The sequence below is a fragment of the Rodentibacter caecimuris genome, assembly GCF_001019715.1.
Taxonomy (GTDB): Bacteria; Pseudomonadota; Gammaproteobacteria; order Enterobacterales; family Pasteurellaceae; genus Rodentibacter; species Rodentibacter caecimuris.
On the sequence record NZ_BBXJ01000001.1, the window covers coordinates 1302225 to 1317976 of the forward strand.

Consider the following 15752-nt stretch of genomic DNA (forward strand, 5'->3'; position numbering starts at 1 on the left):
TAATGATAAAAAACACAAATGAATTTGACCGCACTTTTTATTTCAGTATCATACCGCCCATAATTGAAAAAGAGGCAAAATTATGACAACTGAACTTCAAAAACTTGATCCTGATGCCGCAATTGACATTGCTTATGATATCTTCTTGGAAATGGCGGGAGAAAATTTAGATCCGGCGGATATTATGCTATTTAATCTCCAATTTGAAGATCGTGGCGCCGTGGAATTTGTCGAAACGGCAGAAGATTGGGAACAGGAAATCGGGGTATTAATCGATCCGGAGGCTTTTGCCGAAGTCTGGATCGGTTTAGTCAATGATAAAGATGAAATGGACGATGTCTTTGCCAAATTCCTTATTTCTCACAGTGAAGAAAATCGTGAATTCCACGTTGTTTGGAAAAAATAACATTAAATCCAGATTCTAAAAGGCTTTATAGCCGTTTTACGTTCCAAAATTATTGCGATTTTGCTATAAATTTTTCTTTATAAATCAATATTCGTCAATTTCATTTCGGAACGTTTTTTCAGGTTAATTTGCTATTTTTAATCAAAGTGACAGGGTTGAGTTATCAAAGAAAAGCACGGTAAACCTACCGCGCTTTTATCAAAAATTTATTTTAACGATCAGACTCATTCCCGCCATCTTCTATTATGCCTGAATAAACCTCCACGCCGAGGTAATAGAGTTTAAAAGATTCACCGGCAGAAGTAAGATTAAACAATCCTGTTGTTTTATATTTATTGTTGAGATTTTCAAAAACAAATATTCCCGCTTCAATCGAGATTTTTTTAAATTCTTCAAAATCCATATTCAGCACGTGACTGTCATCTGAGAGCGGATAACCCATTAGCTCACCCCATTGGCTAACGCGGTAACTAATATTCAATCTGCGCACAAGCTCCGGACTTGGCAATTCCACTTCACTGTCTTGATTGTCACGTCTTAAATAGACCCGCTGGGTAAAAGGGTCTAACCAATAGCCATCATTTGGTCTGTCACCATACCAAAAAATACCGTCTCTATACCCTGTCTGAACGAGCTTGATATTAGCCAAGTTCTTTACCTGTCTGTACACAGCATTGTCTGTTGCAACCAATCTGTTTTCTACTTCCATTACCCGTGGGACAGGCTGATTTTTTAATACTTCAATCTCGTTTTCAAGATTAACTATATCTTTTGCCACGTTGTAAGCAAACATTGCATCGACGGGTTCGTTTTTATTTATTCTCGCCATTTCTAAGCTCCTGTTTTGTTTGTTGGTAAATTTTGTTGAGAGATTCGTCATATTCTCTGTGGTTTAAGACGATATATTGAGATTTGATTAACCGCACTTTGTACAATTTCTTATATGTAAAAGGACTACTCATCATTAACCATCGTAATATCGTGAACTAACGTTAATTCTCCACCGGCAATCGTGCGCACTTTTTGATACTGGTCGATACACTGTAAATCCCATTTGGCAGATTCCCATTTCACACCTTCCGTTTTATCGTGTGAGATTGAGATGTAGATAAGGTGATTTTCTACTGCAATTTCACCCGTTTCGGATGACAATTTAATGATTTCTCCTCGTTTCGGTTTAATGTGTAAATCAAACCGGCAACCATCAAAATTGACCGCACTTTCTTGCTCGTCATCTTCTACAATCTCAAATGTAAAACCTTCATCGTCGCCTCAAACCATCTCTAAGTCGATTTGTTCCATTTTCGCTCCAATAAAAAAGCCCTCATTTGAGGGCTATGATTAAACGTAAATTTGCTGCGTTTCTTTCAAATGATTGTAGATTCGCGCAAGCATAATTTGTGTTGGGGTTTTACCAATGTCTTCCTTAGTGAAAGGTGCATCATTAATCGCTTTCGCTGCTTCGGCATCAATCCATTTATACTCGCTGATAATAGGCGTGAAATCAGTTACCACACCGTCATTATCCGTGCCGGTACCAATGACATATTTGGCATTAATTGAACCGTCTTCTTGCGTGCTGTAACTTGCAATGGCGGAATACATTGGATTTTGTTAAATGTTGTCATAATAAAAACTCCTTGTTTTAGATAAAAGAAAACCCCGATAGTTTTCACTATCGAGGCTATGTTTAAAAAAACGCCTAAATTTAACCGACCTTTTATGCAGTTAAAATTCGGCAATCAGTACTAACGGGTTTATAATACTGTAATTTGTATAATAATCACTAGCTTGTGATGGAAATGTTCTTTTTTTTCTGGATTCTACATAAAATTCAGATACTAAAGTAATTGATACCATTCCTTTTTCTGATATTGTGGGTAAAATTTCTCCAGCGTCAAAGTAACCTCTGTTGCCGGGTGTAGGATAACACATATCATAATATCCAACCGGGGAAATTAACATAAATTCATTATTCCCAAGTGTTATAGTTTGTGTTTTATTTCTAAACTCTTGAGCATAATGATTGCTATCGTTTCTAGAGAAAGAGCTTAATCCTAAGTTATGAACCCTAAGACGTTTCGCATAACCCTTCGTAGCATTACAATATTTGCAGTTTCCATTTTCGTCATAAACAGCTATTCCGTATTGAGGAATATCGTTTATTTTCTTTAATGGGACAACTATTTTTAGTCTAAGTCTTGCCTTTTGAAGATTAGCACGATCATTTAACCCATAAAAATATGGATCTTTTAATTTTACACCTTCCCAATCATGATTATTAGCAAATGGAAAATTAGATCTAATTCGTATTTGAAAATGCCCATCTTTTTTGCGGATAATTGGTCTATAATAACCAAATACACCTGTATGTTTTGAACCGCCCCACGAGGCTTGTCTAACGCCTTCAAAATACGTAATGAAATGTCTATTTGCAAAAACAAGCACCTCATCTTCGGAATAATCATTAGTGTTTAAAATATCAGTGTTAGGTAAATCCCACCACCCTTGAGTTAATTGACCCGAAACATCAATATCATGTACACAAACAAGTAATTTTTCATCTGTCATTGAAAAATTTTTTCCAAAAAGATGTATTCCATATTTATCCATAATTCACCCCAAAACTAAAACTGTAATATTGTTTCCATATGGTTTGTTTCGACAACGTACCCATTCCCAATGAATAGTTTTACCTTCAATCCGGAACTTCGGTAATAAACTGTCATTTCCAAATATATAGCCACCAGACACGGTATATACTGCAGTCAAAACATTATCATCATAAGATTTACTCCCATTTTGTCCGTAGGGAATTGTAAATCTATCAACAAGCAATACTGTTTTGTTTGCAATATCAAATGTCTGACCATTTTCATAGACCTCGACACCGTACATATCATTACCTCCTGTTCTTTTTGATTTTTTTCTTTTTTTCAAAAAGAAAACCGTGGTAAAAACCACGGCAATAAGAACAATAACTAAAAAATAAATCATCTTAATTTTCCTATTTTCAATCGTGGGTTCCCTTGCTGATCATAAACAACAATGTATTCATTATTCATAACAAGCCCTACATTTCCTTGATTAGCTCTCATCTCAACTTGCCCTTGGTTGCTCACTTTAAACCGATTGTTGATATTCAATGAGCCACCAGTAATGCTGCCCAAATTCGCACTAATCGCAGATAAGCTTGATATATTGAGTTTATCCGCAGTTAATGTCTTAGAGACAACATGCGAGGCATTGATACTGCCTGCTGCCATATTTCGAGCGGCGATAGTACCGGCTGCAATCTGATTAGATGTAATCGTGTTTGCTGCGATTTGTTGAGCAGTGATGGTGTTTGTGACAATCGATCCGCCGTGAATAGACGTTACGCCGGCATTTTGCCATACATTCGGTTCTTTGGTGGTCGGTAAGCACTCTTCAAGCATCGGTCTGCGAATCATTAAAGCCGGGTTATTTTGCGCACCCTCCGCCCACATATTGATAATCATACGATAGGTAGCATTATCACCTGTCGCTTTGAATATCACATAGATACGCCTGTTTTCTTCAATACCGGTTTCAGTATTGTTGTTACCGTAACCGCCATTTTTACCTCGTCCACTCCACGATTTTTTAATAATTTGTACTGAACCTTGTTCAATGTTCAAATCAATAAAAGCTCTATGCGCACCAATATAGGCAGAGAAACAATAGTATTTATCTTTTACCAATCTTAAATCTTGATAAAGTCCACCTAATCTAACATTACCTGTGTTTGTATTTTTGCGGTTTCTTTGCCACCTAAATTTAAGTTCGGTAGGTAGATACGCTCCGCCTTGATATGCGCCGATTAGATTATTAAAAGTCCAATCCGCATTATCCATATTGGCGGAATCAACATACATCGTCCAACCATTACCATTATTCGCAAAAATCGGGTTATACAAGAGATTCCCACCCAACCCAATCGCCAATTTATCCGCCGTTAGCTCACCTGCTGCAACGTGATTCGCCCGCACTGCACCGGCTTGTAATGCAGCGGCACTAATTGAGTCTGCTGCTATTTTGTCAGCCGTTACCACATTTGCACCTAAGTGCTGAGTGCCGATAACATTTGCAGCGATTTGTTGTGCGCCAATCGTTCCTGTGAGCTGTTTAGTGGGAATTTGTAGTTTTCCAACATCCACACTATTATCAACGTATTTTGTGCCGTTCCACGTGTATAACTTGCCGTCAGTGGTGTTATGGACTTGGTTATAGCCTGCAAACTCATTAACGTTTAATCCCGTCACCGTTTTGATTAGCTCAAGATTGCGTGCCGGCAATGCGGTATCAATCACGTCATTGATGATATTTTGTGACAACTTTTCATTAAGCAGCGCTAATTCTTCGTCAATATCGACCGCACTTTCCGCCCTTAAGCCGGATTGTTGATAAAACGGGCCGACATTAATGCCACGGGTATGACGTAACCAATAGTAACGCACTTGTTTTGCGCCCACTTCGTGGGTGTACATTCGAGCGGTGACTTTTGCAATACGTTTTGCAGTTTGAATATCGTCCGTTTCTGCTGCAAAAATCTCTGTAGCTGTCGCGTCATTTATCCAATCCCACTCAAGCGTGATATTGCCTAAACCGCCTGTTGTCCGCACACCGGTTGGTGCAGGAGGGCGATCAACAATAAACTCTTGTGTACGTTCGTTAAGTAGCTGCCCCTTGTCATTTCTTGCACGAATCACGACAAGATACTCGCCATTGGTAAGGTTGCTTAAATCAAGCTCCGGTGATTTTAATCCAAGACGTACCTCAAAGAGGTTGTCGCCTTTATAGATAAGCACATCGTATTTCACCAAGCCGTTTCCGCCGCTAACATCAGCATTAATGCCAATACTGCCGTCCGGATTGGTGAGGATTTGAATATCATTGACTTTCGGCACGACAAGGATACTGGTCGCTTTCGGTTCAAAAACCGCCCCGTTATCAACGATGGCTTCTTTCTGTGGCTCGTGTTGTAAAGCAACAATGGTATATTTGCCTTTGTCTTGCTCTTTCACACTTAAGGCACGGAATAATTGCGTATTGATTCGTTGCGTGGTGAGCGACCAAACCCCATATTCCGTCAAGCCTGTCGGTTCAGTATCGAGGGTGATTTCCGCCCCATTTGCTGACAAAATTTTAATATCTTGATGTTTTGCCTGTGCATTGATGTAGGTAAAGTAACTATTTGCCGTGATGTCGATTTCACGATCTAACGTGACGTTCCTACCGTCAATGTTTAATACCCGCCCACCGATATTGGTGCCGGCATAATCAATATCTGCCACCTTGATAATATCGCCCGGTATGTGCATTAACCCTTCCGTTCCGACAGTAAACGTCACGGTTTTGGTTTCCAGTTTTTCAGTCTGTAATAACCACAAGCCGGTACGGTGTGCTTGGCCACGGGAAGTACAACCAAATGCAGTGATTTTCTTCACGTTTAAACCATTTTTTCGGATTGCCTCATCATCTGATACATATTCAATGGTTTTTTCATAAGCATTGTCTTTATCTGCATATTCCACTTGGATCGCATTATGACGGGCTTTTTTGGCTGAAAAGGTGTAAGTAAACTCACCGTTTTCAACATTCGCATTGGTGTAAGTCCACACCGGATCGGACGGACGATCCATTACGACCATGAGTTCTCGCCCATTCCATACCGGCATTGCACGGAAAATCGAACAAATATCATTGATCACATCATAAGCCGCCTGTTGCTCAGTCAACCACACATTACAGGTAAAACGAGGTTCTTCACCGCCAAAGCCATCCGGCACCAATTGATCGCAATATTGCGCCGCTTGGTACAACGCCCATTTATCTGCGCCAAACTCCCCTAGACGTTGTCCCAAGCCATAGCGTTTGTTGGTCACAATGTCATAAAGCACCCAAGCCGGATTATCCGACCACGCCAGTTTAAAGGTGCCGTCCCACATACCGCGATATTGTCGGGTTTTCGGATCGTAATTTGACGGTACTTTGACCTTAATCCCTTTGACATCATAAGTGCGATTCGGGATATTCGAGAAATATTCCGAATCAAATTTCACCCCGATTAACGCCGTGTTCGGATAAGTAAATTCCGTATCGATAATTTCCGTGTAACTCGCCCATACCGTGTTATTTTGCAATCGCTGTGATTTGCTATCCTCTGAGTTTCGTTCAACACGAATCGTAAACGGCATCGCAGGCAAATCGGAAAAGGTATGTTGCTGTAAATACTGTGAACTGTATTTGCCACTAATCGTTATTGGATAGTGCTGATTGCCGATATACACCGTTAAGTTTACACTTGCACCGTTCGTATCCCCCTGATCGTTTTGTTGGAACAGTGATTGAACACCAAGGGTTAAACGTAAACGGGAGACTTTGCTATCTGTTATCGTGCGGGTAATCGGTGTTGTCTTCCGCACTTGTGTGCCAACCGAGATTTCTTTTTCTGACGTATTGAAACCGGAGATAATATCCTGAACCTGTGAACCTACCCGCCCTTCAAGTTGAACATTGCTGAAATTGTAAGAGCCGTCCTGATTTTGAATAGGGGTATTATCAAGATAGACGGATTTCATCCCGTCTGCTAAGCCTGCAATTTCCCCTTCTGAAATAATTTCAACGATTTTGACAAGCTGCTTACTGCGTCCGCTTTCTTTTGCTTCAACCGGTGTACGTCCGCCACCGCCGCCTTTACCCATAATTCACTCCTATTTTTTCCAATCTTTAATCACGGCAAGAATATTCGGCAAACGCCAAATAAAAATAAGAAAAGCAACACCTAGAATTGTTTGTAAGAAACCATATTCCATTATAAACTCCTTGATAAAAGGAATGATTGTTGTAAAATTATCCAAAGTTTATGTCCTCTTAGGGTAAGTAAGTGGATATGAAAAACCCCGAAAGCGGCAAACTTTCGGGGTTTGTTTTATATTAAGTTAAGTTTTTTCGTCTACCTTACGCCAAATCTGCGTCTGCCTTGATTTTGCTCCGGCGGTGCGACATCAACATCCATCGTTTCAATACCTTGTGAAATAATCAATGCTCCCGTTCTGATTCGCCCATAAGCCAACGGCATTGGTTTTCCTTGTGCTACCATATTAGATAGATTAGAAAATGATGTTGAATTTTTCTTTTCTTGTTCGTTTCCCATGCCCGGCATTGAAGGCATTTTAGTGAGCATTTGAGATACCCCTCCAAGCAAAAGCCCAACACCAAGATTACCTACTACTGCCCCGACACCCGTCCAAGACATTGCGTAACCTACAACAACCATTACCGCACCAACGATGGTTTGAAATAATCCCGCTTTTTTCGATCCTTTTAGCACTGGTGTAAAACAAACTGACATTCCCTCTTTTAACTGATAGAACATCCCCTTTTCTAAATAGCGGCTATCAAGATAATCTTTACCAATACGCACTTTAAATAAGCCTTGTTGTAAAAATTGGCGTAAATTTGGAATTTGACTTGTTAATGCTCGGACAATTTCTGCCGTGTTGTTTACCTCTAAATTAAATTCAGTGCCAAACTGTTTAAGGGCACCGTAAAATCTAACTTTGACCATTTTTTCTCTCCATAAAAAAACCGCACATGAAAGTGCGGTCGGTTTTGAATAAGTTTTAGAATCCGCCTAGTCGGTGCTTTGGTCTGAGAATATCGTTATCCCGAATGGTTGGAAGAACTCGGTTCCAGTTTTCATCGCCCCACATTTCGACTTTAAAGTCGGCAGTGAGCTTTTGAATTAGCGGTTGATGTCGGCGTAACATTGAGCCATACTCGCTCACGATACTGTGGGCTTAAAAGATGAATTTTTAACTTTGTTTTGATATACTTCATTGTAATTTATTACTCATTCCTACTAATGGGTAAATAAAAAGCCCCAAGTAATTAACGGTTACTCGGGGCTTGTTTTTTGTGGCTGAATTAGCGGGCAAAGATACCGCCGGCACGCATATTTTGTTGAATCACATCATTTGATTCGGCACGGGCAATTTGACGCATTAATTCGACGGTGATTTCCATCTGTCCGTTGCGCTGTTTCTGCGTTACGTTTGCATCCATCGGCTCACCGTTATTAATCACTTTCACCGAGATATTGCCGGAAGCACGCCCCGCCTCGTAATTGACCTGAGGCAAACGAGGTACGCCTACTCCCCCGCCATTTGCAAATCCACGTCCACGAAATGCATTCCCATAATTAAGATAATTTAAATAATCTAAACCAATGCGAGAAGTTGCCTCTTTCGTTAAAACATATTCACCTTTGTGAACGATACCCGCAGGTGTATATTTTCCACCTAATCCAGTGAATCCGCCTCCATCAAATCCAACTAACCCACCGACATAGCGCATATCCGGCGAACCTACAACTCCACCACCAGAGAAACCAAATCCTACTGCGTTAGCAGCTGATTTAATAGCATTAAATAACATCATTTTTACAATCATGTTGGATATATCCCTCATGATTGATACTGCCATTCCTCTAAAATCAGCTTTTCCGGTCATTACAAAATCAGTAAGCGCATCCGACATATTATTGAAAGCAGTTACTGTGAGGTTGCTGATATTACCCGCGACATTGGAAACTTGATCTTCAATGGTTTGCATACCTTGTTGAAATCCTATCATTGCACTTCCTCGAGATTCTTCATTCTGTTTTTGAATCTCCGCACGGCGTGCTTTTAATTTCGCAATTTCCTCATCAAGTTTTGCAATGTTTTCTTCACTCATACCAATTTTCAATCTTGCCGCTTCAAGATCGAGTTGATGGTTATATTGCATTAATTCTTGCTCTTGACGGGTTTTACCAAGCAAAGTTAATTCAAACTCCATCGCCTCTAATTTTTCGGTGTTGTCATAAGTAAATTGATTAATTGCCACTTTTTGTTGGGTTGAATCAATCTTTGCCGCCATTTCTTTTAGTTTGGCTAACCCCTCTGTGCCAAAGTGCGCATATTTTTCACCGTTGGCAGCAATATCTTGCGTGAGCTTATTCACCTCTTGATATTGGCTTGGCTGACCGAATAGCGCAATATCTTGAGCATTGGCTTTTAATTCCGCCAAACGTTGTTGCATTTGGGTGAGCTGCTCGGTGTATTGTTTTACATAATCGGTTTTAGCGCCTTTCTTCTTTGCTTTGTCACGCTCTTTTTTATCCTCTTGAGACTTAAACAACTCATAAGAGTTGTTATATACCGCATCATAATCAGCCGTTCCTTTTTTAAAGCCGGCATTGATTGCAGCATCTTCAGCTTTTAATCGTCTTGCTTCTTCCGGTGTTTTGGCATTATTAATCGCAATCTGACGATTTTGGCGATCAATGATATTCTGTGCTTTATCACTTAATGCAGTTTGGATTGATAACCCTAAGGCATCAAACTGCCCTGCAACCAGTAATGCCATTGCGCCCATTTTTTCAACCGCACTTGTAATAGACACCGTTCCGCTTTCAGCAGAGGGGAAAATACGGTTTAAATCTTCCAGAGAAAAACCTACGTTATCAATATTTACTTTTGATAAATCTAGGCTTGGCAATAACTCTTTGAGTTTTGAATTAAGTTCGGCTACCGGCACTTGCTCCGTAATTGTTGCAAGGTTCCGTTCCGATTTTTCCAACTTTTGATTTGCTGCGGATACTTCACCTTTTTTAATGGCAACTTCTTGTAGCAGCTTATTGTAAGCTTCAAGGATAGTCTTATTGTCTGATAGACCATGTTCAGACATTAACCGAGCGGAATTTTTAGCCTGCTGTTCGAGTTTTGCCAATTCATCACGTAGCTTAGCTAATTCCTCACGCTGCACTCCGATTGATTGTTCTAACTTGGCTTTCATTCCGCCTAGTACCTCACCCGTCATTGCTTTGAGTGATTCAGCCGTTACATCAAGCGAATCGGCAAAAGCGAGGGAATCTTGTCGTGCTTGTTCGGTTTTTTGTGAATATTCATAAAAGGCGCCGGCAAGAGCCGTAATACCAATAATTGTAGCGCCCACAGGTCCACCAACAAATCCCAATGCTGCGCCTAATGCCCGATTACCGATATTTGCTGATTTTTGGGCAATAGCAAGATTTCGCTGTGCTGCCGCTTCCATATTAATGGCATTCGTCAATTTTCTACTCTGAACTTCAGCAAGTTGTTTTGCAGAAACTAATTCTGCTTCTGTACGAGCGTGAGCGATCTTAATTTGGATCAAGCTCATTTCAGCTTGCGCTTCTTGTCTCAACGCTGCTGTTCTTGCAACTTCTGCCTGTGCAGCCTTAAGCGCAACATTGGCTTGCGCATTGCTTTCAGAAATAAATGAACGAATTTTATTAATACTATATGCCGCACCAACACTTGTCGCAGCTGCCGCAAGAGTGGTTAAATGACCTGCTAAACCATTAATTACATCTGCAACGCGACGGCTTATACCAAACATTTGATCCGTTTCGCCTATCCATTTTGTAACAGATGTATTCAGATTCTCAAATGCCGCAGAAATCGTTAAAACACGTGTGCTAAATTGAGCATCTACTGTAGATTTTGCTTTCTCAAGTGCGGGAATAAGCACATCCATTGTAAGCTTTCCGTCATTAGCCATTTCACGAAGTTCACCGGTTGTCACCCCAAGCCCACGGGCAAGTGCTTGCGCTAATCCGGGTGCCTGCTCCATCACGGAATTAAATTCATCACCACGTAAAACACCACTACCTAATGCTTGACCAAATTGAGTGATTGCGGCTTCTGCCGATGCGGCACTTGAACCGGAAATCGCCACCGCTTTTGAAACGGTTTCAGTGAGAGAGGCAACTTGTTCTTGACTGATTTTTAAAGATGAGGCGTTTTGTGCAAATTTTTGATAAACCGTTGAAGTTGCACTAATACTTTGGTTTGTACGTAATGCAATATCAAAAACCGATTCCATACCACGGCTTGCATTTATGCCGGCACTTTCAACAAGATTCAGACGATTTTTAATTTCCGTATAACTATCAGCGTAATTTTTCAATTCAACTAAGCGACCGCCGGCAAGACCACTCCAAAAATTCAATCGACTTAAGTTATTTAAGTTTTTGGCAGCTTTTTCAATATTATTTAAATATTGCACTGTTCGTGAGGAAAATTGCCGAGCCTTATTTTGCGCTCTTTCTAAATTTTGCTGAAAACGGACTTGATCAAGTGTTAATTGAATGCCTAATTTTCCTAATTGATCGGACATATTTACTCCAATAAAAAAGCCCGCATATTGCGAGCTTTCAAATATTTATAATTAATTAACGGTTACGCCAAAAATACCAATCCAGTATAGCCTGTTGCTTATCCTTTGGAGCAAATTTTCGAATAAGGAAAGGAACACCGAAAGTAAGTATTAACAGTTCGGCAATAATCGCCCCAATGAAGTAGCGTACATTGGTGCCAACATCTAGTAGCTCTAATAATGCTCCGTACATATGCTCCTCCTTAGTTCACGCCCTACCCTTAAAGATTGAAAGTCACCGTTTTCCCTGTAGGTAACTCAACGGATAAACTTAATGCACCGCCCATCGCTTCTACATAACGTTTAACCGATGATAACTTAATATCATTTCCTCTTTTTTCTAAAGCTACAACCGACGGTTGTTTAATATTTAACGCTTCTGCCATTTGCTGTTGTGAAATTTCAAATTCTTCACGAATGCGATGTAATTGTAACTCCATACGCATTTCTTCAGCCATAGCTTTGACTTCAGCGCGCTTTTCAGCCGGAAGCCCATTCATCAATTCTTTAAATTTTACGCTCATTTTCTTGCTCCTGTGAAAATGTAGAAAGGTAATTATCGTAAGTTTGTTCTGCTAAAGCGATCATCTCTTTATAAAAAAGCTTTTCTTTTTTGCCTTTTTTGCCTTTTTTATATCCACCACACAACACAATAGCTTGTCTAATAGGGTCGAAAATAAAAAACAAACGAAATACCGATAACTTAGACTGTACACGCAATTCTTTTAAATTGGGATATTTTGAGCCTTGAATAGTATCAGCATAAGGTCTTCCTAGCTGTGGACCTTCTGTTGATAATAATTCAAGTGCAGCGTAGATTTTTAATAAATCCTCTTCTATTAAAGATTCAAACCAATTCAAAAGTGGGTCTTGTAAAATGATTTCCCATTCTTGCTTCATACAGTAACTACCTTTCCTTATTACTTATATAAATTGCAATCTATAAACAATCAAAAAGCAATGAATAATTTATCGATTCGCTAAATATTCCGCCGTACCGTCATCTTCATTTTCACCCTCACTTTTATCCCGATAAAACGGCATAAAATCTGACAATTCGGGTGGTTTTGATTTTGAATCACGGTTTATTATGGCTAATAAATGGGATATTTGAGCAGTGCGATAATCTTCGCGCCAAAGCCCGAAAGGCTGCTCTTGATAAAAAAGCTCATATTCTGCCAAATGGCGTTCTGGCATTTGCTCAATTTCCTCTAGGGTTTTACCGAGAGAAAGCGAGAGGTTTATTTGGAACTTTCTTCGGTTGGTGAGTTTTTTGGTTCAAGCTCCGCAATTGCATTATTCAGCTCTTCATACACTGACTTATCCAATTCAGATAACGCTTTCAAATCTTCCTCATTTTGAGGACTGAATAAGTTATTGCCGTTTTCATCACATAGGCGTTGAGCCAAAGCACGTGGTAAACGATAAGGATCGTAAACTTGTGCAAGCTGTTTTGTAAGTTCCGTTTCATCGTCAAAATTGAGTTCAATCCCTTGTGTACGTGCGATTTTGATTAATTCTTGTTGCGCACCGTAAATTGCTTGATTTGCCTCACCAACAGTAAACTCACGGATATAATAATCATCACCATTAATTTTGATTTTGTTTACTTTGGGTTTATTGGCTAAAAGTTTTTCACGTAAATTCATTGTTTTTCACCTTTGTTTTTAATTGAATTAATAATGTTTGGAAGTCGCCAAGCGATAATGAAACATACACCTAACACTAAATAGGCTAAGGTCGTTTCCCATAATCCATATTGCATAGCTTGCTCCTTGAATAAAGGAAGAAGGTTGGTTATAATTTCCACTGTAAATTATTCCTTTTAAATTGTTCTTAATCGGAATGAATAAACCCGAAGAGTGGCTGCTCCTCGGGTTTTATTTTTCGTAAAAGGCGGTCAAATTTAACCGCACTTTGGGTTATGCACTGACCGGCAATAAATAATCACGTTTCGATTTTTTAATCGTCACACCTGATTCAAATTTGCCTTTTACTTCACCACTGAAATTTGGCGAGGTTTGAATAAACCCGGTGCCATAAAGCGATCCTTGCTCATTTTTCAACACCATCATCCACGGGAACGTTTCTTTAGCGTAGAATTTTTGACGCAAATCTTGTTGCATGGTGGTTGCCGGCGCATAGAAGAAAGTCAATTTAATTGAACCATATTCAATTTCGCCCGCTTCGGTTTCCGTGCCTTCCGAACACATTGTGGTAATGTCTTCTTCCGTTAAGGTGTCGCCGTCACCTTCAATCTGTTTAATCGCACAGAAATTAGATGACCATCTCACAATTGACACTTTGGCAGAGGTAAAATCAGTCGGTTGATCGCTTCCGCTCCAATTCACCTCATCGGCTAAGGTGATTTTATCAGCCGTTGTGGATTTAACCGGATAGTAACCGTCAAGCGAACCAAGATTACTTACTTTGATAAAATCCCCTGTTTTAGCACCATGTCCGGCAGCGGTAATGGTTGCATTGGGTTTGACGGTACAAGCGGTAATCGCTTTTTCTTCGGTGTGTCCGACACCAAGATAAAATTTTGTGCCTTGGAAAGGCGTGGTTTTTGTTGCCATAATTTAATCCTCATATTTAATTTGATAACGCACATTGGCGACGAACCAAGTGCGGTTGGTTTGGTCTTGCTCGTAGGTATAACCTGACAAGGTGATTTCATTTAATTGACTTGGCAATTCGTCATTTTCGATCGCCGTCATTAAACGATTTTTGATTTGTTCGGCAATATTATCTAATTCATCCTCGCCTACCGATGTTTAAGATAAATGGCGATATTTAAAGACGCTTCCCACTCGTGCGAACAAAGGGTCAATTCATCACATTGAATATCATCAATAAATACGGCAATCGCCGATTTATCCTGATCAATGTCAATAAAGAGCGGGCGACCGGAATAAAAATGTTGAACACCGGTGATTTGAGGTTTCAGTAATTCAACAATTTGATGTCTTATTTTTTGATGAACAAGCATTTTTTCTCCTATTTATGAAAAACACGGCTTAATTCTTTTACCAGTTCCACTTTCACTTGTTCTTGATAATCTTTCAGTTCATCATGAAAAGCTTGCGTCAAAGGCCCTGAGAGGGGAATTTTTACGACATCAATCGGATAACGGGCTTTGCCTTGTCGTTGCATGACATGGATTCGTCCGTTTTTTAACGTTTGAATAAATCCACGTTGAATGCGATGTTTGCCGATTTTGATTTGCCCCTGCCGTGCGATCACCTTTCGCCTTGGATCTTCCAATAAGCGTATCAGCGGTAAATTCGACCGATTAACACTAATTTTAGCGACAGGGATTCTTGAGGTGGCTTTCTGTTTAAGTTGCACGCGTTTACGGATTAATTTCACCGGGGCATTAACCTGCTTGGAAACCGTTTTAGTGCCATTTTTCATCGCCTTTCTTGCCACTTTATTAATACTTTTGGCGACACTTTTTGGCACAGTTTGTTTCGATAAGCGTTGAATATTGGCAGTAAGCTGTTCAAGTCCAGTAACTTTCGCACCCATTTATTACTCCAATTGCAATACGATTAGATCGTCCACAAAACTAAAACTACGCACAATGTAGCTTTGCCCTCGCTGTGTCACCACATCACCCAATCTCGGCTTATAACCCGATCTTTTAAAAAGCGTCAGTGTGCGGGTTGTACCATTTATCAGGTGATCATCACGATAACTATCGCCCATTAGGTTAGGTGATTCATCCAATACCGCTCTATAGCGTTTGCCATTAATCAAAAAAACGGACAGCATAACCTCCGTTATCACGCTATCCGCCTTTGTTAGGGCATTATCAAACGGGCTAGGCATTGATTTTCACATCCACTTCCGCCGAAGCCGTGTCAGAATCCGTCCACGCAATGCCTAGGCGTTTGTTACCGCCTGCAGTAAGCGTTGCACCGTCGGCATCCGACCAGTACAACACTGCACCTTGTTTGATGTCATCCGCTTGTTTGGCTTTAACACGCCATACCCCGCCGACAATGCCTGTACCGGTTGCTTTGTTGTCAATATCCGTTACCGCAATAGCGATTAAATCGTTCAGTACGACGACATG

At 40.2% G+C, this 15752-nt stretch carries 20 protein-coding genes and 1 pseudogene; 1 reads left to right on the top strand and 20 read right to left on the bottom strand.

The window, feature by feature from the left end:
- Positions 1-82 precede the first annotated feature (82 nt).
- On the top strand, positions 83-406 hold the full coding sequence (locus PNEUHYL_RS06410; RefSeq protein ID WP_059366377.1) for an HI1450 family dsDNA-mimic protein: 324 nt from the start codon (positions 83-85) through the stop codon (positions 404-406).
- 211 nt (positions 407-617) lie between these two features.
- Here the strand turns inward: PNEUHYL_RS06410 and PNEUHYL_RS06415 are convergent, their stop codons facing one another.
- From PNEUHYL_RS06415 to PNEUHYL_RS06500, 20 genes and pseudogenes are all read right to left on the bottom strand, one after another.
- Positions 618-1235, bottom strand: coding sequence for a hypothetical protein (locus PNEUHYL_RS06415; RefSeq protein WP_059366378.1), 618 nt, complete (start codon positions 1233-1235; stop codon positions 618-620).
- A 125-nt stretch (positions 1236-1360) separates the two neighbouring features.
- The gene (locus PNEUHYL_RS06420) at positions 1361-1558 is read right to left on the bottom strand and encodes a hypothetical protein (protein WP_059366379.1); all 198 of its coding nucleotides are present in this window, start codon (positions 1556-1558) and stop codon (positions 1361-1363) included.
- Between the two features lie 189 nt (positions 1559-1747).
- Positions 1748-2011: a hypothetical protein gene (locus PNEUHYL_RS06425; protein ID WP_059366380.1), complete on the bottom strand. Its 264-nt coding sequence runs from the start codon at positions 2009-2011 to the stop codon at positions 1748-1750.
- Positions 2012-2134: 123 nt separating this feature from the next.
- Positions 2135-3019, bottom strand: a complete 885-nt coding sequence (locus PNEUHYL_RS06430; protein ID WP_059366381.1) for a hypothetical protein — start codon at positions 3017-3019, stop codon at positions 2135-2137.
- Between the two features lie 3 nt (positions 3020-3022).
- Positions 3023-3403 carry a hypothetical protein gene (locus tag PNEUHYL_RS06435; RefSeq protein WP_059366382.1) on the bottom strand — a complete coding sequence of 127 codons (381 nt, stop codon included), beginning with the start codon at positions 3401-3403 and terminating at the stop codon, positions 3023-3025.
- Positions 3400-7131, bottom strand: a complete 3732-nt coding sequence (locus PNEUHYL_RS06440) for a TipJ family phage tail tip protein (protein WP_059366383.1) — start codon at positions 7129-7131, stop codon at positions 3400-3402. The genes PNEUHYL_RS06435 and PNEUHYL_RS06440 overlap by 4 nt, the downstream gene beginning before the upstream one ends.
- Positions 7132-7382: 251 nt before the next feature.
- Positions 7383-7997, bottom strand: coding sequence for a tail assembly protein (locus tag PNEUHYL_RS06445; protein WP_059366384.1), 615 nt, complete (start codon positions 7995-7997; stop codon positions 7383-7385).
- A gap of 55 nt (positions 7998-8052) precedes the next feature.
- Complete coding sequence (locus PNEUHYL_RS06450; RefSeq protein WP_255204537.1) at positions 8053-8217, bottom strand: hypothetical protein; 165 nt, start codon at positions 8215-8217, stop codon at positions 8053-8055.
- Between the two features lie 139 nt (positions 8218-8356).
- Positions 8357-11632: a phage tail tape measure protein gene (locus PNEUHYL_RS06455; protein ID WP_059366385.1), complete on the bottom strand. Its 3276-nt coding sequence runs from the start codon at positions 11630-11632 to the stop codon at positions 8357-8359.
- A 55-nt stretch (positions 11633-11687) separates the two neighbouring features.
- Positions 11688-11864: a hypothetical protein gene (locus tag PNEUHYL_RS13440; protein ID WP_157888082.1), complete on the bottom strand. Its 177-nt coding sequence runs from the start codon at positions 11862-11864 to the stop codon at positions 11688-11690.
- Positions 11865-11892: 28 nt separating this feature from the next.
- Positions 11893-12195: a helix-turn-helix domain-containing protein gene (locus PNEUHYL_RS06460; RefSeq protein WP_059366386.1), complete on the bottom strand. Its 303-nt coding sequence runs from the start codon at positions 12193-12195 to the stop codon at positions 11893-11895.
- Complete coding sequence (locus tag PNEUHYL_RS06465; protein WP_059366387.1) at positions 12179-12571, bottom strand: type II toxin-antitoxin system RelE/ParE family toxin; 393 nt, start codon at positions 12569-12571, stop codon at positions 12179-12181. Before PNEUHYL_RS06465 ends, PNEUHYL_RS06460 begins: the two co-directional genes overlap by 17 nt.
- A gap of 69 nt (positions 12572-12640) precedes the next feature.
- Positions 12641-12868, bottom strand: coding sequence for a DUF4035 domain-containing protein (locus PNEUHYL_RS06470; RefSeq protein WP_059366388.1), 228 nt, complete (start codon positions 12866-12868; stop codon positions 12641-12643).
- A gap of 44 nt (positions 12869-12912) precedes the next feature.
- Positions 12913-13320: a hypothetical protein gene (locus tag PNEUHYL_RS06475; RefSeq protein ID WP_059366389.1), complete on the bottom strand. Its 408-nt coding sequence runs from the start codon at positions 13318-13320 to the stop codon at positions 12913-12915.
- Between the two features lie 273 nt (positions 13321-13593).
- A complete protein-coding gene (locus tag PNEUHYL_RS06480; RefSeq protein ID WP_059366390.1) occupies positions 13594-14250 on the bottom strand; it encodes a hypothetical protein in 657 nt (218 codons plus the stop codon).
- 3 nt (positions 14251-14253) lie between these two features.
- The gene (gene gpU, locus PNEUHYL_RS13735) at positions 14254-14391 is read right to left on the bottom strand and encodes a phage minor tail U family protein (protein ID WP_255204539.1); all 138 of its coding nucleotides are present in this window, start codon (positions 14389-14391) and stop codon (positions 14254-14256) included.
- Positions 14392-14438: 47 nt separating this feature from the next.
- Complete coding sequence (gene gpU / locus PNEUHYL_RS13740) at positions 14439-14663, bottom strand: phage minor tail U family protein (protein ID WP_255204540.1); 225 nt, start codon at positions 14661-14663, stop codon at positions 14439-14441.
- 8 nt (positions 14664-14671) lie between these two features.
- Positions 14672-15202: a phage tail protein gene (locus PNEUHYL_RS06490; RefSeq protein ID WP_059366391.1), complete on the bottom strand. Its 531-nt coding sequence runs from the start codon at positions 15200-15202 to the stop codon at positions 14672-14674.
- Between the two features lie 3 nt (positions 15203-15205).
- A complete protein-coding gene (locus PNEUHYL_RS06495; RefSeq protein WP_059366392.1) occupies positions 15206-15505 on the bottom strand; it encodes a hypothetical protein in 300 nt (99 codons plus the stop codon).
- Positions 15498-15749 (bottom strand): annotated as a pseudogene (locus PNEUHYL_RS06500) (capsid cement protein); the annotation flags it as partial. The pseudogene PNEUHYL_RS06500 and the gene PNEUHYL_RS06495, both read right to left, overlap by 8 nt.
- Between the last annotated feature and the right edge of the window lie 3 nt (positions 15750-15752).